Origin of the sequence: Paenibacillus terricola, assembly GCF_014779765.1 — a bacterium.
GTDB classification, from domain to species: domain Bacteria; phylum Bacillota; class Bacilli; order Paenibacillales; family Paenibacillaceae; genus Paenibacillus_T; species Paenibacillus_T terricola.
Genome location: NZ_JACXZA010000006.1, coordinates 187,026 through 206,223 on the forward strand (window position 1 = coordinate 187,026; position 19,198 = coordinate 206,223).

Below are 19,198 nucleotides of genomic sequence, written 5' to 3' on the forward strand. Positions count from 1 at the left end.
TATGGTTGATATTTACATTTACGAACATTAGTTCTATTATAAGAGATGGTTGCAAAGTTCGAAGGATCACTGGAGGCTGATTAGGCTGAAATATTTCATCGTTACCGGTTCATCGCGTGGTATTGGAAGAGCCTTATCCGAGAAGCTTCTGTCATCAGACCACCATCTGTTATGCATATCAAGAGAAGTGAATCATGAATTAGTCGCTTTAGCCGAATCCAAGAATGCACCGATTGATTACTTTCCTATTGATTTGATCAATGTGCATGAAATCGACGCTTTAATGAAACGAATCATCGGGACCATTGATGAATCCGCTATCCAATCCATCTATTTGGTTAATAATGCAGCAGTGGTTCAACCTGTTGAAGTTTCAAGCGGAAGCGAACCTAACGACATCATCGCTCATATGAACATTAACTTAGTTGCACCCATGCTCTTAACGTCGAGTTTCATCAAGTATACCGAGCCGTTCAAGGTCGATAAGCGGATCATGAACATTTCATCCGGTCTGTCCTTTAACTTGAAACCTATGCTAAGCTGCTACTCTACTTCTAAAGCAGGGCTCGAAACATTCGTAAAGGCAATCGGAGTCGAACAAAGGGACGTCAGAATCATGGGTGTTCGACCTGGCGCAACCGATACTCGCATGTACGAACAATCGGTGATCACGGATAAAAGCGCAGGTACAATCAAGTTAGCCAGTACAAGCTATGCGGCAGACCGAATAATAACCTTCCTATTCGACAGATTCGAGCACGGCAAAGTTGTCAAAGGGTGGTAACATCAGAATTTTTACATAGGCATTACAAGAAACGGCCTAATCATCTCCACACGGAGCGCGACTAGGCCGTATTATCATACCTCTTATGCAGTAAGCTTCAGTTCCAGCAATACTGAGCCGTCGGTACCGTAAGGTGTGCTCCGTACCTGATAACCGTCGCGGATGCCCGCCTGCCGAACGGCGGCGCGAATGTCCTCGTTCCACGAATCGCCCCTCGTGTACCGCACCTGCAGCTCCCGCTTCCCGCGTTCCGACATATCCGCAAGCTTATTCGCAAGCGAAGTGACGGAGCTCGCTGTCCGCTCTGGCTTCAGCCAATCCAGACCAACTGCAGACTCAAGCTTCGCCATACGTTCCGCTTCCCTTGGTACCGTCTGCATTCGTTTGCGAAGCGCATCCGCATACACGGTGACCGCCTTCGGATACGATTTGGTCCACTGGTGATCCTTCCGCAATTGCTCATCAGTCAGTAGGTAGTAACGATATTGGCTGCGCAAAATCGCGCCTTGCGCCGCATCAACGCCCGAGGTTGAAGTGATCGCAGCATCATCCCATGTAGCATCGATATGGTACCACTGTCCATCCAGCTTCACCATATTCCATGCATGCTCCCCGGTGTTCACCGTTCCTGCTGCAATGACATTGTCGATGCCCGCTTTTGTCAACATGTTATACATGAGCAGCGCATAGCCCTGGCAGACTGCCTTTCCAGTAGTCAGCGCTTCATAAGCGGTATATTTCTGAAGCGAATGATCATATTCTACGCGGTCGACAACCCAATCGTGGATGGCCTTCACCTTCTCATGGTCGTTCATTCCGTCTTTCATAATGTTACGCAGCGCCCGATCGGTAATCCGGTTGACCTCAGCCGTCTGTTCTGCCGACTCTCGGTAACGAATGCGCAGATCCACATCCGTTCGGAGTGAAGTCTCGCGTATCGTGTAATAGTAGGAGTCGATAATATATGCGATGTAGTCATCGGTCGCCGTCGCATCAGCTAACGCTTGCTTAAGCGCCGCTTCCGAATGATCGGCACCAAGCATTGCGACGGATACCCGCTCGGTGTGTGTCTGAAGCTGCTGCTTAATGAACTCGGTCAGCGACTTCTCGTTCTTCACTTCTGCAGATGCTGCAAGCGCTTCGGTGCCGGATGCTGCGTCAACTGCGATAGGACGCACCTTTTGCTTCCAATAATTAAACAACTGGCTCCCTCCCAACACACCGGCAATGACGGCCAGCAGCACAACTCGAGTGACCCGCACGGCCATCCTCTCCTTCCACAATGTTGCTCATTAGCATCATTATAACCGAACCTATGGGAACGGAAACCATCGGGACGTTGAGGATGTGATAAGGAGATGCGCCGAATAGGATACACGAATATATCCTATTCACACCTATCCAAGTGACCAACCTAGCAGATAATCGCCCCTACCCTTTCGCCGCCGCGCCGCCTTCATCTATGGCAATGCGTCGACGGTAGTCGGTTGGCGTGACGCCGTAGTGTTTCTTGAACATGCGATAGAAATACGACGGGTTCGTATACCCGATACGCTCCGCAATCTCAGCTACCGAATAATGCGTGCCTTCGAGCAGCTCAATCGAGCGCTCCATACGTACAGAATTGATCACGTCGATAAGCGCGTTAAGCGTAATCTGCTTATAGATACGTCCGACGTAACTCGGCGACAAATCGAGTTTATCCGCAATCCAGTTGAGCGACAAATTGGAGTCGCCGTAGTGCTCTTCAATCATTTGATGAATGTGCTTGATAAGATCCTCGTGGCGCATGCTCCGTTTCTCGGCCAGCTTCTCTCTTACTTCTTCAAGCAGCGATTGGAAGGCGGTCTCCGCCTCTTGCAGCGTCTCGAATGGCTGGTCGCTAACCGCGAGCATATGCTCCGGGCTCCGCTCGAATACGATCGCATGGCTCCGCTGGAGCGAATGCAACACATTCGTCAGCACCATCGTGAGATGAGACAGCAGCCAACGCGCCACCTGAACGGAATGACTGCGCGTCTCGTCAACCATGCAGCCGATAAGCTGCATCGCTTCCTCCACCTTGCCTGCCGCCACGCTTTCAATGAGCCGCCTCTCCTTCTCGACCGGATAGACGTACTCCTTCAGCATCGGTATAATCACATCGCTCGCTCGAATGAGCGAACGGTATCCAGCGAACAGTCGGTGCTGTGCGGCTTCTTTCACCTTCTTATACATCGTATGCACGTGCACCGTGTGATTGTCCACATCTGTATAAGCAATAGTGACGCCAATGCGCAAATGTTCAAGCACCGCCTGCTGAATATGCCGCAGCACCGATTCGAGCAGTACGACATCATCGAACGGAGCAGCAGCCGAACTACCAAGAAGCAGCAGCACGCCATCAGCATCCATATCGATCGTCTCAACTTTGTAAGACTGGGACGCCAGCTCATAACAAATGTTCATAATCGCATATTTGTAGACACGCGCATCGGGGCCGCTCGTATCCGAGAACGATTGGAACCGGTCAATCGCGAGCAGCGCCATCCGATACTCATTCTGAAAATCGAACTCGATGCCCAAATCGTCCATCCGTCTGCGCAGCGGCCGAGGATTAAGCGCTTCGCGCCCCAAAACAAGGTTGCGCAGCAAATCCTGCCGCAGCGTCAGAAGACTGTTCCGCTTCTCCGTCTCGAGCGTACGCATCCGACTAGCCATCCGGCCAATCGGCATATACAGCCGCCGCGACAAAATAAACGAAGCGATCAAGCCAGCAGCGAGAATCGCTGCCGCTACAGCAATCGTCAACACGCGAATGCCGTTTACCTGGCGCGTCACATCCCGATAAGGCGTAATGCGTACGTACCGCCATTCCAACGAGTCGGGCTTCGTGTACGAGATGAGCGATTTGTCCCCATCGGATTTGCCGATAAAATAACCCGAATCCGCATCAGCAACAATACGCCGAATGAGCGTCGTCGCTTCGTCACCCGATTGACCAACAAGCAGATCGTCGCCGGACAACAGTCTGCCGCGGTTATCGATAATAAACGATTTGCCGTTCGTCGCTTGCCCGACATGGCTGCCGATATCGCGGTTAATCCACTGCGCATCAATATTCACGATAATCGCCGAGTTGACCTTGTCAGTCAGCCCAATCGCGTCATAACACAAATACGTATAGACAGCTTGCCTCTCCGTCGAATCAACATCAATCGGTATCGTCCGTGGGATCGGGGTGAACGGCTTATAGTCCTGGTAGTCGTCAAGCATCTTCAATATATCTTGATCGGCAAGCTCGCTTGGCGCGAGAAGACCGCTTTGTTTCGCATTGGAAGCTAGATACACATAACGCGAGTTTGGGTTGTAAACGTAGATCGATTTGATAAAAGGCATTGAACTCAAGTAGTTGCTAAGCTCTCGCATAGCAGCGACAGAGTCGTAAATATTCGGGTTAGCATAGAACATCAGCTTCGAAATGTTCAAGTTCTGATATAGCTGGAACGAAAGCGATTGTGCGCTGTCGGTCATCCCGACAACCTCTTTGCTCGTCTGATTAAGCGCAGCAAGGTCGGATTGATACACTTGCTTCAGCGCGATCCGATTGAACAATGTGAACAAAATAGCAGAAGAGACGATCAGCGTCACTACAATACAGAGCGTGATGCTCAGGAGCAATCGAATAAACAGCTTGCCATTGTCTTCGCTATGCTTCAGACGCATACGGCTCCTCCTCGTCCTATCGGTATATCGAGATTGTAAGAGTGAAAGGGGTTTCAGTCAATGCGATTTTCAATGCGATTTTCGATGTGATTTATGATGCGTACGACCTAATTTCGCAAGTTTACACCCGCTTATAGCAAGGAACGCGCCGACGCCCGCCCGAACGATCCGGGGGACGCCGACGCCTTCGCCTTTCAAGAGCGCCTTACTTAATTCCGTTAGCTGTTACATATTGCGCCCACTGCTTCTTATACTCTTCGTGGATCTTCTCCAGTCCTGCCTGCTTCGCCTTCGCCATTGCGGTCTGCAAGCCTTCCTGCACATTATCAACTAAGCCCGCATACAGCGGTGCAAAATATTGGCTCTCCACCTGCTCGACCGCCGCTTTCTCCGCTTGGTAAGGCGTGTAGTCCTCCGCGAAGCCGGTGAACTTATCCGGCGATTGGATTTTGTCCAGCGATGCAAAAATCTCTTTAACGCCGTCGAAGTCCTTGTCGAACAACATGAATTCCGGATTACGCCATGCCCAGCCGTTCATGCCTTCACGCGGGAAGCCATTGGACGTGCTGTCGCCAATCATTTCATAGTAGCCCTCGGTTACTTTGTAGTTCGTACCTTCAACGCCGTACTCCGTCAACTGGTTGTAACGTTTGTCGAGAACCATTTTCTCGTAGAATGCGAGCGCACGCTCTGCGTTCTTGCTGCTCTTCGGAACAGCGAAGCCGTTATGGATCGGATGAACCGGCGTTGCATAGCCTTTTGCCAGAGGGAATGGATAGTAAGCGAGCTCCCAATCTGGATGAGCCGATTTCATTTTCAGACGCGTATCATTGAAACGAGTTGGGTTATCTCCGATAATCGCCGCTGCTTTGCCGCTGATAACTGGATCCTGCATCGTATCCTTAACGTTGAGGACGTTCTTCGCGAAGAAGCCCTTCTGCTGCCAACGCTGTACGATTGTAAGGTCCTGCACCTGCTCGTCAGAGCCCCAATACGAATAAACATCGGACGGACTATTGTATTTGATACCGAGTCCGTATGGCGTCGCGCCAATTGCATCATGCGTCAGATCGCGGATAGGCGCAATCAGGTTGTCACGTACGTTGGAGTTCATCGACAGTGGCATCATGTCTGGCTCATTCTTCTTGATACCATCGAGGTATTCCTCGAACGTCGCCATGTCAACTGGCTTCGGCAGGTTGTATTTCGCACGCAGGTCTTCACGATACACGAAGCCAAGCGTTACGTATTCTTTGTACGTTGCTGGAACGGTGTAGATTTTGTCATCGATCTTCACCGCATCCCACATGTCAGCTGGTACGTACTGCTGCAGTGCAGGCGCTGCTTTAGGCAAAATATCCGTAATGTCTTGGAAAGCACCTTTCTTCGCATACGATTGGAACTGCGTCCAGTCCGCCGTGAAGATAAGGTCGATTGGCTGACCCGAGGAGAGCAGCAGCTTATACTTCTGATCCCAGTCGGTCCATGTCGTGTAGTTGAACTTAACCGTCGTATTCAATTCTTCCTTCGCCATCTGATTCACGAGGTCCTGGATCTTCTGCAGATCTTTCGGTGCGTCGCCAAGCATGTAGAATTGCAGTTCTACCGGCTTCGATGTATCGATGCCCGTCTTCGTGCTGTCATCTTCCTTCGGCGTATCCGTCTTCGTGTCTGTCTTCGTATCCCCCGTGTTGTCGGTCGTGTTTGAAGATGTGTCTGTCTTGTCTTCGGATTTGCCGCAGCCGGATAGCACGACAGTAAGAACAAGCATGGTGGACAAGATGGACATCCCGAGCTTTCTTGATCTAAGCATGAATGAATCCTCCCTTTGGATTGGTTCATTAGACAATATGTTAACCCCCGAGAAGCCAAGCTGTCGCCTTATTTCTTCTCGATGGATGTAACCGGTGGTTACGGTCATTACCCTTTAACTGCGCCAATCGTGAGTCCTTTGACAAAATACCGCTGCACGAACGGATACAGCAGAATAATCGGTCCTGTTACTACGAGCGCCATCGCCATCTTCGTTGACTCTGTCGGAATGTCCGTACCAAGCGATACGCCGGTGCCTGCTCCCATCTGCGTCACGAACGACATCGTATTGATGACGTTATAGAGGTAGAATTGCAGCTGGTACATATGCTGATCGTTAATGAAGAGCGATGACAGGAACCAGTCGTTCCAATACGCTAGTGCCAGGAACAGGCCAACTGTGGCGATGCCAGGCAGCGATAGCGGCAGCACGATGCGGTAATAGATTGTAAAGTCATTCGCGCCGTCGATCTTCGATGATTCGAACAACTCGTCGGGAACGGCGGAGCGGATGAAATTCTTCATCAGAATGATGAGGAATGGCGTCATTAGTCCCGGGAAGATGAGCACGGTATACGTATCTGTCAGCTTCAAATATTTGGTGAGCAGAATGTACCAAGGTACGAGACCGCCTCCAAACAGCGTCGTGAAGTAGATGTAGAAGCTGAACATGTTACGGTATTTGAAGTCTCGGCGCTGCAGGACGTAACCCGTCATCGTGATGATGAACAGGCCGAGCAGCGTGCCAACGACAGTCGTTACAGTCGTCACCCAGTAGGCGCGGAGCACTTGATCAGGGAATCGGAACACTAATCGGTAACCCTCCAGGGAGAATGCCTCCGGGATAAGGTGGAATCCGTGTTTGATGATCGACTCATTCTGGGTGAGCGACGCCGAGATGACGAGCAGGAACGGGAACAAGCATAACAAGCTGCCGATGATGAGAACGACGTAGGCTAACGTTCGGAATAAGCGATCGGTTGGGGTGGTGCTCATGGGAGACCTCCTTCTGTAGTGGTGAAAAATGCTGAAGTGCGGGAGCTACACAAAGTGCGGTGCTGCTTCACAGCTGTTCCGCTGGGCGGCTGAGGCCGCTGCGCGGCGGATCATTCTTCCGATCGCTGTTGTCCCCGGATTGCCCTGAACTTGTGAGATCGCTAATCTGTAGCAATCCGTGGACAAAGGCGACCGCTGACGCTTCTCCAGAACGATTCCGCCGCTCCGCTCGCTTGCCGCCCTGCCCGCCCCTCTGCGCCGCGGGGCGGGGAACTTGGCTCGCCCATCTCCCCAGACTACCGTCGTCGATGGGCTCGCTGCGCTGCCCTTAGCAGCGCGGGATTCCGTCGCCATGCGACGAAGGGACTTGCAAGCAGCGCGATCGTTGCTGCGCAACGGCGAAGCCCGGGCCGCTGCGCGACCCTCTTTGGTTGTCGCTGCGCGACTTTAGAAGAGGGCGTAGTCGTCGTTTATTTTGCGAATGATATAGTTGACGGTCATGACGAGTATGAAGCCGAAGGCGGATTGGTAGAGGCCTGCGGATGTAGCCATGCCCATATCGAATGTTACTTTGAGTGAACGATAGACATAGGTGTCAAGAATGTCCGTTGCATTGTAGAGAACGCCGTTGTTGCCGACGAGCTGGTAGAACAGGTCGAATTGGCCTTTCATAATACTGCCAAGCGAGAATAGCAGCAGGACGATGAAAGTTGTTTTGAGCATCTGGATCGTGATGTGCCATATCCTCTGGAATATATTCGCTCCGTCTATTTTCGCCGCCTCGTAGTACTCTTCGCTTATCCCTGTAATGGCTGCGAGATAGATGATCATGCTGTAGCCGAGATTCTTCCATAGATAGAAGATGACGATGAGCGGTACCCATACCCACGGCGTATTGTAGACGTCGACCGGCTCCATATGAAGCGCTTTCAATGTAGTGTTAAGAAAGCCGTTCTCGTAGTTGAACAGGTTATAGACGATAACGCTTAAGATAACGAATGAGATGAAGTACGGCAAGAACAGAACGGATTGCGTCAGCTTCTTGAACCATTTGAGCTTCAGCTCGCTGACCAGCACGGCTAAGACGATCGCGAATACGTTGCTCAGGACAATGAATGCAAGGTTGTACCCGAGCGTATTGAGCGTCAGCCGCTTCAGGATGCCGGAGCGCCATAGAAACTTGAAGTTCTCGAAACCGATAAATTCGCTGTTGAACAAGCTGGTGTTGAAATCGAACCGGGTGAACGCATAATAGATGCCGACCATCGGGATGTACGAATTAATTAGAAAAAAGATCAGCGCTGGCATCAGCATTATGAACATGAGCCGGTTTTTAACGAGTTCGTACATAAATCCTCTCTTTCGAAGCATGCTGGTCTCTCCTCTCCTCGATCATGTATCGATCAGGTGCTGCACTCAGTGTAGTCGGACAGCCGGCAAGCCAGAAAGAGAAGGTTCGCGGAAAATATGAACTTATTCGCCTCTTCGCATATGAACATTTTCGGCTTTTGTGCACTTATGCGCTGTTCACACGTCTCAACCCCTCTACAATCCGGCTTCCATAAGCAGACGAATTGAAATTTTACGTTCCGTCATACATTAGACAAGCTTCCTTCATCGGTTCGCCACATCATTAGTGAAAAAAATCACATATAATAAAGGCATCAAACAAACCACTTTAAAAAACGGAAAGGGATGAACCTTATGCGCAACAACCACCAGCTGAGAATCGGAAAACAAGAGAGACGTTTAGTTGGGCTGTGCATTCTCGTTGCCGTTATTATGCTGCTGGCTTGGATCAGAAGACTGTGACCTGGAGGGATTACCATGCTGCAATGGCTGTACGATAGTTACGATCCGGTTAAGCTCAGTCGAATGTTGACCGGCATCACGCTATTCTTCCATATTATTTTTGCCACGATCGGCGTTGGCGTGCCGTTGATGATCGCGCTTGCGGAATTCATCGGGATCAAGCGCCGCGATTCTCACTACCTGCTGCTCGCCCGTCGATGGTCGAGGGGCTTCGTCATCACGGTTGCCGTCGGCGTCGTCACCGGGACCGCAATCGGTCTTCAGCTCAGCCTGCTGTGGCCGACATTTATGAAGGCTGCCGGACAGACGATCGCGCTTCCGCTGTTCATGGAGACCTTCGCCTTCTTCTTCGAGGCGATCTTCCTAGGCATCTATTTGTATACATGGGACCGGTTTAAGAATCGTTGGCTTCATTTCATGCTGTTGATTCCGGTCGTTATCGGCTCGTCGGCGTCCGCCCTGTTCATTACGGTCGTGAACGCCTTCATGAATGCGCCCGCCGGCGTGAAGTTCCTTGACGGACAGCTCGTCGATATCAACCCTTGGGCAGCCATGCTGAGTCCGGCCGCGCCTACGAAGGTGGCGCACGTACTCGCTTCCGCATACCTGACCAGCGCATTCATCCTTGCAGCCATCGCAGCGTGGTCGCTGCTAGCGGGCAGACGCCACGTCTATTATAAGAAAGCATTCAAGTTGACCATGGTTGCCGCGCTCGTATTCTTCGCCGCTACGGCTGTGATCGGCGACTTCTCCGGCAAATATTTGGCCAAATACCAGCCTGAGAAGCTCGCGGCGATGGAATGGCATTTCGAAACGACGGACAAGGCCCCCTTCGTATTCGGCGGCATCTTAACGGAGGATAACGAGGTGAAATATGCCCTCAAAATCCCGTATCTGCTCAGCATTTTAGCCAAAGATAAACCAAGCGGGACGGTGACCGGCCTGAACGAATTCGCGGAAGCCGATCGCCCGCCGATGTACATCCATTATTTGTTCGATCTCAAGATGATGCTGGTCGGCATGCTTGGCATTGTGCTTGCGCTGTTTCTGTTCTATTTGCTGCGGCGCCGATCGCAGCGGCAGCTGTATGCGAACAAATGGCTGCTCCGCGGTTCCATCGCCGCAGCGCCTCTGGCCATGCTGACAATCGAGCACGGCTGGGTGTTCTCCGAGATCGGCCGGCAGCCGTGGCTGCTTCGCGGTCTGATGCGCACATCGGAAGGAGCGACGACATCCGCCCATGTCGATACGATGCTGGTCATCTTCGTTCTGCTCTATATTGTGCTCGGCATCAGCTCCGTCATCGTGCTGACTCGAATGTTCCGCTCTAATCGCGCGGAAGATGAAATGATCGCCATGGGTCTGGAAGGAGGCGAACCGCAATGAGCCTGGAGGAACTCGGAATCGGCATCTTATGGCTGTTCTTGTTCGGTTATCTGATCGTCGCTTCGATCGATTTCGGCGCTGGATTTTACAGCTTCTATAGTCATCTGACCGGACAGCGTCAGCAGGTCCGCACCATTATCGAGCGATATTTAAGCCCCGTCTGGGAAGTGACGAACGTGTTTCTTGTTTTCTTCTTCGTCGGACTGGTCGGTTTCTTCCCGGATACGGCCTACTACTATGGAACGGCTCTGCTTGTTCCGGGCAGCGTGGCGATCGTGCTGCTTGCTGTGCGAGGCTCTTATTATGCCTTTAACTCCTACGGGTTTGGCAGCAAATCGCTGTACATGTTTCTGTACGGAGCAAGCGGACTGCTGATTCCCGCCTCGCTCTCGACGGTTCTAACCATCTCCGAGGGCGGGTTCATATCGGAGGACGGCAATCGTGTCCGCTTCTTGTTCGCTGATCTGCTGACTAGTCCGTATGCTTGGTCCGTCGTATTGTTATCCATCGTTAGCGTGCTATACATTTCCGCCATGTTTCTAAGCTATTATGCTTCCAAAGCGGGCGATACGGCAGCCTTCGAACAGCTTCGACGCTATGCGCTCGCTTGGATGCTGCCGACGATTCTGAGCAGCTTCCTCGTCTTCTATGCCATTCGGGGCCACAATTCCGAGCACTACGAGGGCATGCTCAGCCTGTGGTGGATGTTCGCGCTCTCGACGCTATGCTATATCGGGGCCGGCTGGCTCATGTGGAAACGCAAAAAGCTGGGTTTGTCGTTTATGCTCGTCCTACTGCAGTTCGGCTTCGCGTTTTTCGGTTACGGCGCCAGCCACCTGCCGTATCTTCTTTATCCTTATTTGAAGATCACGGATCACTTCACGAGCCCGGCGATGGCTTCAGCGCTCATCATCGCTTTCGTGCTTGGGTTCGTATTGCTTGTACCTTCTCTATATTTGCTTATGCGGTTGTTTTTATTCGACGCCAAGTATGTGCAGGGGAAACTGAAAAAATAACGAGGAGTGTGGAGTGAAATGGAACGATTTCTTGATGAGATGATGATTTTCTACGCGCCGCTTGCCTTCATCGCACTGTCGCTCGGCTTATTATTCTGGTTGGGCGCGAAGGGGCACTTTGCTGCTCCTTCTGAGGATTAAGGCGTTCTCTTGAGAACGGATTGCAACAGGTGTATGAACATTTTCGGCTTATGTGCACTTTCGCGCTGATCACACTTCTCATTTCCTTGTGAATCCCGTTATGATTAAGGCAGATGTGACCTTAAGGAGGGCAAATCATGCGTCAAGCAGATGCGGTTCTCGTACAATGGTATGAAGATCAGAAGGTCGTAAGAGAGCATAAAGCTGCAGAGCAATCGTCAGAGGAACGCAGATCGGAGCTGCTCGGATTACTTAGACGTTCTCTTGGAGATTTCGAACGGACAATTGCGCATGAGCCAGTCTTACTGGAGCGGACCGTATGTGACGGATATATTCGAGAACGGGTTGAGTTGTCTGCCGTACAGGGGCTGACGTTCGGAGCGTATGTGCTAATTCCTGATGGAGCGAGCGGACAGTTGCCGGGAGTTGTTGCCGTTCATGGTCACGGTTATGGCAGCAAACAGATTTGCGGGATGACGGCAGACGGAGAGTTGGATACGACGGGCACGGGCGGCCATTCGCATTTTGCCATACAACTCGTGAAACGCGGCTTGATTGTTATTGCACCTGACGTTATTGGATTTGGCGAGCGGCGGCTCGCAAGCGATCAGGAGAGCGACCCGAATGCGCCCAACTCCTGCTATATGATGGCGACTAAATTGCTTATGCTCGGTCGGACATTAACCGGGCTGCGTGTCACCGAGCTATTCGGCGCACTTGATTACTTCTTAACTCGGCCTGATGTAGATTCGACTCGCATCGGAATTGCCGGCTTCTCCGGCGGATCGGTTATTGGTTATACGGCTGCGGCGCTCGATGAACGCATTCGAGCTGCACTGTTAATCGGCTATCCGAATACATTTAAGGACAGCATCTGGGATATTCGGCACTGCATTTGCAATTACACGCCTGGTGTTCTGGCTGAGGCAGAGCTTCCTGAATTGCTTGGGCTGATCGCACCGCGCCCACTGTTCCTTGAATCGGGCAGGCGTGATCCTATTTTTCCAGCTGAAGGGTTTGGACAGGCGGTGTCTGAGCTTCAACGATTGTATGGGGATGCAAATGCTGAGGATCGGCTTGCATACGATCTGTTCGAGGGCGGGCACGAGGTGAGCGGCAGGCAATCGTTCGATTGGATGAAACAGCAATTGGAAGCGGTTCCGAATTTGTAATGTTTCTGTAATGTTCTACTCAGGTTTATTTCATCTAGCATTTCTATAATAAATGACAAGACCCCCCTTATTATATAAAACTTCAACAAGCCTGCAGCGAATGCTGCAGGCTCCTTTTTTGTGTCTGAGATCAGGACAAATTGTGGTATACTGCTTAATGGTATTTCACGTCGAAAGGAAGATCACCGTGTTTCGATATATTTTCAACTTAATCATCAGCTTGGCTGTGCTCGTCTTCTCCATCATTCGTCTAAGCGACGGCAGCAAAATTTTCTATATCACGCTGGGGTTGTCCATCGTTTCTTTAGTTTTTAACCTGATTCTTATGTTTAAAAGACCACAAAGGTAAAGCCTTCTGCAAACAAAAGCCTGCGGCAGATGCCGCAGGCTTTTGTTTGTTATTCCGTCTCTTTAGTTATTACAAATAAACACTGAAACGTCGAATGAATTCACCTTTGTCGCCAATATTGGTCTTTGCAAACACCCGTTTTATCAAGTTGCGTACCATTCCCTCGGTAATTCCCATGTCTGCAGACTTATATATCTACTCTCATTTGTGTGACGCTAACTGTAAGTGGAGGACCATAGGGCTTCAACGGTTGCCAAAGTTGCTATTCGCAGAAAAATCAACGATCTCAACCGCTAACGGTTCCCAACAAGGCTATTTCACCTTAAATAATCTATTTCTTGTGTAAACGGGGCAATGAGGTCCAACCACAACCGTTACAATCGGGAAAGGACCATTATGACTCAAATAAGCACTGCTGCAACCGCTAGCTTGCCCAAACGTCTCACCCACCTGCCACCTCGCCGTTTCACCTTCCTTACTACACTGCACTTTAAAATCGCTACACCAATTCCACGGAACCCGGCTTCCTCGCATCCTCCCACACCGTGCTCGGCACTTCTCGCCTGAGCACAGGCGCAATGTCCTCCGCGAAGCGCTGCATTTGCTCCCGCTGCTCGACTTCGGTCAGTCCATCCACGCTTAGTGACAGCACTTGGTGCCCGAAAGCCTGCTGGTAGTTCAATATTTTCTCAATGATCTGCTCCGGGCTTCCGACCAGACTTGGACCACGCTCGATCATATCCTCAAGGGAGGTAAAAGGAGACTTGTTATGCTGGGCAGCAGCCGTTGCTTGATGCGCATCGTAGTAAGGACGGTACCGCCGAATCGCCTCCTCCGTCGTGTTCGCAATAAACAGGCTGCCAGCGCCTGCGCCGACGACTGCTTTGCTCGGATCGTGACCGTAATAGGCAAGCTGCTCACGATAATGCTCGATCAGATCCTTATATTTGGCCTGCGGATGAAAGCTGTTCGATGAGAAAATCGGCTCGCCATACTTGGCGGCAAGCTCGGTCGACCGCGTGCTGGAGGCGCTGCCGTGCCAGATCGGAATCGGCTGCTGCAGCGGTCTCGGCTGTGTCGTCACGCCTTGAAGCGGCGGCCGATATTGGCCTTGCCACGTGACATTGTCCTCCCGCCACAGCCTTCTTAGCAGCTCATACCGCTCCGCCATTGAGTCCCACTGCTCCTCCTCCGTTATACCGAACAGCGGATAATGCCGCGGATCATTGCCTTTGCCGATAATGAGCTCCAGCCGTCCTCCGCTTAGATGATCCAACGTCGCATAATCCTCCGCCACCCGCACAGGATCAAGAACGCTAAGCACGGTTACAGCCGTTAGCAGCCGGATGCGAGACGTTCTTGCAGCAATCGCCGTTAGAAGCACAGGAGGCGAAGCAGACAGGAACGGTTCACCATGCCGCTCGCCGATTCCATAACCATCGAATCCCAACTCTTCTGTCAGCTGTGCCTGTTTGATGATGTTCTCGAACTTCGCGCTTGTTGTGAACTGCTCCCCCGTGACCGGATTTCTTAGATTCATGACGAGAGAGAACCATATGAATTTCATTAGCTTTCGCTTCCCTTCGGGGTACGGATTGAAGCAGCGGTCAGCCGCTTGCCCAGCAGCATGGCAATCGGTACAGCACATGCCACAATGATGCTCGATAACAGGAACACATCATGAACACTCTCGACATAAGCGGTTTGATAGGATTCCCCTGCCTTCGACTGATGGAAGTTCATCCGTGCATAAAACAAAGACGTACAGATACCGAGCGCCATCGCATTAAAGACCTGCCTCAGCCAGTTCAACATGGCGGAAGCGTGACCAAGCCATTGCTGCGGAACCGACGACATGCTCGCATTCGTTGCTGGCGTCATTGCAAGCCCTGTGCCGATATTGCGCAGTGCCAGCCAGAACATAATGGCCGCTATGCTCGTTCCTGCATGAATGCCGCTGAAGTAATAGGTTGTGATGAACAAAATAGCCCCGCCAGCAATCATCAGCTTCGCCGGCCCGACTTTGTCGTACCATCGGCCTGAGGCGAAGGTTGCTATCGTTAGACAACCCGCCGCAGGCAGGAAGACCAGCCCTGTCGCGAGGGGCGTAAGCCCCTGCAGCTCAGCAAGAAACAGCGGGAGGAAATAAACAACCGAATAAAGACCAAATGACATAATTAGCGATGCCGCCAGACTTAGCACGAATTGCGCATTGCTCAATAAGCGCAGCTGCAGCAGCGGGTGATCGCTTCGCAGCGTCTGCACAATAAAGGCAGCAAAACAGCCGCTGCCCCCAAGCAGCATGCTCCAAGTAAGCGCACTATGCCAGCCCCAATGACTCATATTGCCGAATAACAGGAGCAGCAGCAGACTTCCGGCCGTAGCGAACAGCAAGCCACGCCAATCGAGCTGCGCCGCCGTGCTTACCCAATCTTGCGGCAGAATAACATAACCGACAACCCATGCGACTACGCCAACGGGGACGGTCACCAAGAAGATGAGATGCCAATCCACCGTCTGCAGGAAACCGCTTAGCGTCGGGCCAATCGTTGTGCCAAGCACAGTCGAGAAAGACCAGACGCTCAGGGCAAAAGCCTGCCGCTTCGGGTGGATCGTGCGATAAATTAATGCGAGCGAGATCGGTTGGATCAGCCCGCAGAACAACCCTTGTATAATTCGAAACGCGATAAGCGTCTGAACATTCCACGCCAATGCGCACAGTATGGAGCTGACGGTGACGCCACCAATCGCCATAAGAAACAGCCGTTTGCAGCCGAATCGGTCCATGGCGAAGCCGCTGACCGGCACGATGATGCCGCTGGCGAGCGTGAACCCCGTCAGCATCCACTGCACAGTGCGAAGCTCGGTATTGAAGATATGAATAAAGCCAGGAATTGAGACATTAAGCGATACCACGTGATACATCCCAGCGAAGGAGCCAAGGAATATGGCTGCAAGCACTGGCCAGAACGCTGGATAAGAGGCTAAAGGCTCTGAGGGTACAACTGGCACACGTCTCATACAAGTGAATAATGACACGCCACATATCGATCCTTATCCAGCGGAAGAAGCGCTGGTTGTTCTTCTCTGCAGCGTGCTGTAGCGAATGGGCATCGGGTATGGAATCGGCAGCCACTCGGCGGGTTGGAGGGAGATGGAATTTCGCCTTGCAGAAGCGGCGTATCACGGCGCTGTCCAGGAACCGAGTGCGGAATCGAATCAATGAGCAGACGCGTGTACGGATGCGCCGGGCGCAGAAACAACTCTTCGCTTGGTGCAATCTCAACCAATTTGCCTAAATACATAACACCGATCCGATCACTGATATGCCTAACGATCTGCAAGCCATGCGCGATGAACAAATACGTCAGTCCCAGCTTCTGCTGCAGATCCTGAAGCAGATTAACAACCTGCGCCTGCACCGAAACATCAAGCGCAGATACAGCTTCATCAGCAAGAATAAAGCTCGGGTTAAGCGCTATTGCCCGGGCAATGCCGATTCGCTGACGCTGTCCGCCGGAAAACTCGTGAGGATACTTGTTCACGCTTGCGGCATCAAGACCTACCAGCTGCAGCAGCTCCGCTGCGCGCTCCTTGCACTCAGCAGCAGACAACGCACCATGCACCTTAAGCGGTTCAGCAATGCTGTCGCCAACCGTCCATCTCGGACTTAGCGAACCATACGGGTCTTGGAAAATAACTTGCATCTCCCGGCGGAGCGGTCTAAGCTCGGCGGCAGATAGAGAAGTCAGCTCTGTCCCTTGAAAATGAATCTTCCCCGACGTTGCCTCCTCCAACTGAAGCAGCACACGGCCAAGCGTCGACTTTCCGCTCCCCGATTCGCCGACTAAACCAAATGTCTCATTCTTACGAATCGTGAAGGAGACATCATCAACCGCCCGCACATAAGAACGCGGAGCCGTGAGACTCTTACGTTTGAGCGGGTAGTATTTATGTAGGTTAACCGCTTCAAACAATACGTCTGATGATGGTGAAGGTGATGACACTCCAGGCTGCTTAACATTTTGCCCGCTATCTGCAGGATCTTCCTCAATTAAACGAATCGAGGTCTGCCGCTTCGCTGCAACCTCATGAATAACGGCGCCACTAGCACTATGCCCATCAACAGCTGCCTCGACCACCGAGTCAACATGCCAGCACGCTACTTCTCTATCCCCTCGATGATCGAGCGGCGGTGCTTCAGCCCGGCAGCGATCGGTAGCATGCTCGCATCGAGGGTGGAATAAGCAGCCGGTTGGCAGTGCAGCCAAAGACGGGATCGACCCTTTAATCGCATATAGCCGCGAGCCTCGGACACTATCGAGCGGAGCAGCGGATTGAAGAAGCCCCCTTGTATAAGGGTGAAGCGGCTGCGCGAACAGCTCCTCCGTCACTCCCTGCTCGACAATCTGCCCTGCATACATCACGATAACGCGGTCCGCAATCTCGGCCGCAATGCCCAGATCATGCGTAATGAGCAGTATGGACATGCCGAATTCCCGCTTTAGTTCCTGCAGCAGCTGCAAGATTTGAGCCTGAATCGTCACATCCAGCGCAGTCGTCGGTTCGTCGGCTATGAGCAGCTCAGGACCGCACGAGAGCGCCACCGCAATCATAGCCCGCTGCAGCATCCCGCCAGACAATTCGCCCGGATACTGCTTCATTCGCAGCTCCGCCTCCGGAATGCCAACCCGCTTCAGCAGCTGTACGCCTCTCTCCCATGCTTCACGTTTGCCAACTCGCTCATGACGCACAATCGTTTCGGCAATTTGCTGCCCAATCGTGAACACCGGATCGAAAGCCGCCATCGGTTCTTGAAATACCATGGCGACACGTTTGCCCCGTATGCGTCGCAGCTCCGCTTCCGGCAGCTTCGCCACATCCTGTCCGGACAACAGCACGCTGCCTTCGGTAATTCTGCCCTGCTCATGCTCGATCAGCCGCATTATGGCTTTAGACGTAACCGTCTTCCCGCTTCCCGACTCTCCTACCAGACAGACGGTTTCTCCCGGCTGAATGGAGAAGGTAACTTCCGTTATAGCCGTCAGCAGACCGTGCTTCGTCTGAAAATCGACAGACAGCTTTTGAATATCCAACAGCGCTCCCACGGTCGCTTCTCCCCTTTATCCTTTTGCGTTTTTCTTCGGATCCAGACGGTCCCGCATCCGATCTCCGATAATATTGACGGCCAGCACGAACAACGTAATCGCTAAACCAGGAAACGTACAAATCCACCATGCAACCGTCAAATATCCGCGCCCCTGCGAGAGCAGCGTCCCCCAGTCTGGAATTTCACGAAGAACGCCAAGTCCTAGGAAACTAAGGCCCGAGCCCGTCAATATCGCAGTACCGACACCGATCGCAGCCATAACCAGCAATGGCGATAATGCATTCGGCAGGACATGTTTCCAGAAAATATGAAACGGGGTCGCACCCACTGAACGAGATGCAGCGATGAACGTCCGCCCCTTGATGCTAATAATCTGGGCCCGCATTATGCGCGCATAGCCAGGTATAGAAGAAACCGCGACAGCGAGCACGATGTTGAACAACCCTTTGCCTAACGCGCCCGCGATCGCAAGCGCCAGCAATATGCCAGGTATCGTCATCAGAATATCGTTGCATCTCATTAATAGGCTATCGACCCAGCCACCCGCATAACCCGCAATCGCTCCAATCGCTCCGCCTGCCAGGCCTCCGACAATAACAGAGGCGAAGCCGATGAACAGCGAGTCGCGGCTGCCATATACGACAACGCTGAATATATCGCGGCCGAAGTAATCCGTGCCGAACAGATGCGCGCTGCTCGGAGCCTGCATAATGCTGTCCGTCAGCATCGCTGTCGGCGAGTAGGGCGCGATCAATGAAGGCACCAATGCACAGGCAATAATAAACGCAATGATGATGCCCGCTCCGATCAAGAATGAATCAGCCGCCGCCAGTCGCCGCAGCCTGAACGTAAAGAGCCGGCGGCTTCCCCCTCTGCGCCAGACTGTGCTGGCCGTTACCGCTTCCCGCATGTAGG

The 19,198-nt window shown here is 52.2% G+C and carries 15 protein-coding genes; 5 read left to right on the forward strand and 10 right to left on the reverse strand.

The features are described from left to right. The first annotated feature begins 49 nt into the window (after nt 1-49). Nucleotides 50-784 carry an SDR family NAD(P)-dependent oxidoreductase gene (locus H8B09_RS22595; RefSeq protein ID WP_191205852.1) on the forward strand — a complete coding sequence of 245 codons (735 nt, stop codon included), beginning with the start codon at nt 50-52 and terminating at the stop codon, nt 782-784. Nucleotides 785-867: 83 nt separating this feature from the next. Here the strand turns inward: H8B09_RS22595 and H8B09_RS31075 are convergent, their stop codons facing one another. From H8B09_RS31075 to H8B09_RS22625, 6 genes are all read right to left on the reverse strand, one after another. Then, the gene (locus H8B09_RS31075) at nt 868-2,046 is read right to left on the reverse strand and encodes a transglutaminase domain-containing protein (protein ID WP_191205853.1); all 1,179 of its coding nucleotides are present in this window, start codon (nt 2,044-2,046) and stop codon (nt 868-870) included. Nucleotides 2,047-2,215: 169 nt separating this feature from the next. Further along, nucleotides 2,216-4,489 carry an AraC family transcriptional regulator gene (locus H8B09_RS22605; protein ID WP_191205854.1) on the reverse strand — a complete coding sequence of 758 codons (2,274 nt, stop codon included), beginning with the start codon at nt 4,487-4,489 and terminating at the stop codon, nt 2,216-2,218. A gap of 205 nt (nt 4,490-4,694) precedes the next feature. Then, nucleotides 4,695-6,302, reverse strand: a complete 1,608-nt coding sequence (locus H8B09_RS22610) for an extracellular solute-binding protein (protein WP_191205855.1) — start codon at nt 6,300-6,302, stop codon at nt 4,695-4,697. A gap of 107 nt (nt 6,303-6,409) precedes the next feature. Next, a complete protein-coding gene (locus H8B09_RS22615) occupies nt 6,410-7,297 on the reverse strand; it encodes a carbohydrate ABC transporter permease (RefSeq protein WP_191205856.1) in 888 nt (295 codons plus the stop codon). Between the two features lie 45 nt (nt 7,298-7,342). Next, nucleotides 7,343-7,651 (reverse strand): hypothetical protein, encoded by a 309-nt coding sequence (locus tag H8B09_RS22620; RefSeq protein WP_191205857.1) that lies wholly within the window; start codon nt 7,649-7,651, stop codon nt 7,343-7,345. A 93-nt stretch (nt 7,652-7,744) separates the two neighbouring features. Further along, entirely contained in the window at nt 7,745-8,668 is a 924-nt protein-coding gene (locus H8B09_RS22625) for an ABC transporter permease (protein WP_191205858.1), read from the reverse strand. A gap of 456 nt (nt 8,669-9,124) precedes the next feature. Here H8B09_RS22625 and H8B09_RS22630 point away from each other — a divergent pair, with 456 nt between their 5' ends. From H8B09_RS22630 to H8B09_RS22640, 4 genes are all read left to right on the forward strand, one after another. Beyond that, nucleotides 9,125-10,495 (forward strand): cytochrome ubiquinol oxidase subunit I, encoded by a 1,371-nt coding sequence (locus tag H8B09_RS22630; protein ID WP_191205859.1) that lies wholly within the window; start codon nt 9,125-9,127, stop codon nt 10,493-10,495. Continuing rightward, the gene (locus H8B09_RS22635; protein WP_191205860.1) at nt 10,492-11,511 is read left to right on the forward strand and encodes a cytochrome d ubiquinol oxidase subunit II; all 1,020 of its coding nucleotides are present in this window, start codon (nt 10,492-10,494) and stop codon (nt 11,509-11,511) included. Before H8B09_RS22630 ends, H8B09_RS22635 begins: the two co-directional genes overlap by 4 nt. 18 nt (nt 11,512-11,529) lie before the next feature. Beyond that, nucleotides 11,530-11,652 (forward strand): cytochrome bd oxidase small subunit CydS family protein, encoded by a 123-nt coding sequence (cydS, locus tag H8B09_RS30920; RefSeq protein WP_263576150.1) that lies wholly within the window; start codon nt 11,530-11,532, stop codon nt 11,650-11,652. Between the two features lie 137 nt (nt 11,653-11,789). Then, nucleotides 11,790-12,824, forward strand: a complete 1,035-nt coding sequence (locus H8B09_RS22640; protein ID WP_191205861.1) for a dienelactone hydrolase family protein — start codon at nt 11,790-11,792, stop codon at nt 12,822-12,824. Between the two features lie 848 nt (nt 12,825-13,672). Here H8B09_RS22640 and H8B09_RS22645 read toward each other — a convergent pair. From H8B09_RS22645 to H8B09_RS22660, 4 genes are read right to left on the reverse strand one after another with little or no spacing between them, the layout of a single operon-like run. Next, a complete protein-coding gene (locus tag H8B09_RS22645; RefSeq protein WP_191205862.1) occupies nt 13,673-14,740 on the reverse strand; it encodes an LLM class flavin-dependent oxidoreductase in 1,068 nt (355 codons plus the stop codon). Continuing rightward, entirely contained in the window at nt 14,740-16,194 is a 1,455-nt protein-coding gene (locus H8B09_RS22650) for a DHA2 family efflux MFS transporter permease subunit (protein WP_191205863.1), read from the reverse strand. The genes H8B09_RS22645 and H8B09_RS22650 overlap by 1 nt, the downstream gene beginning before the upstream one ends. Next, nucleotides 16,191-18,281 carry an ABC transporter ATP-binding protein gene (locus tag H8B09_RS31080; protein WP_191205864.1) on the reverse strand — a complete coding sequence of 697 codons (2,091 nt, stop codon included), beginning with the start codon at nt 18,279-18,281 and terminating at the stop codon, nt 16,191-16,193. The genes H8B09_RS22650 and H8B09_RS31080 overlap by 4 nt, the downstream gene beginning before the upstream one ends. A gap of 15 nt (nt 18,282-18,296) precedes the next feature. Then, nucleotides 18,297-19,193, reverse strand: a complete 897-nt coding sequence (locus H8B09_RS22660; RefSeq protein ID WP_191205865.1) for an ABC transporter permease — start codon at nt 19,191-19,193, stop codon at nt 18,297-18,299. Nucleotides 19,194-19,198: the final 5 nt, after the last annotated feature.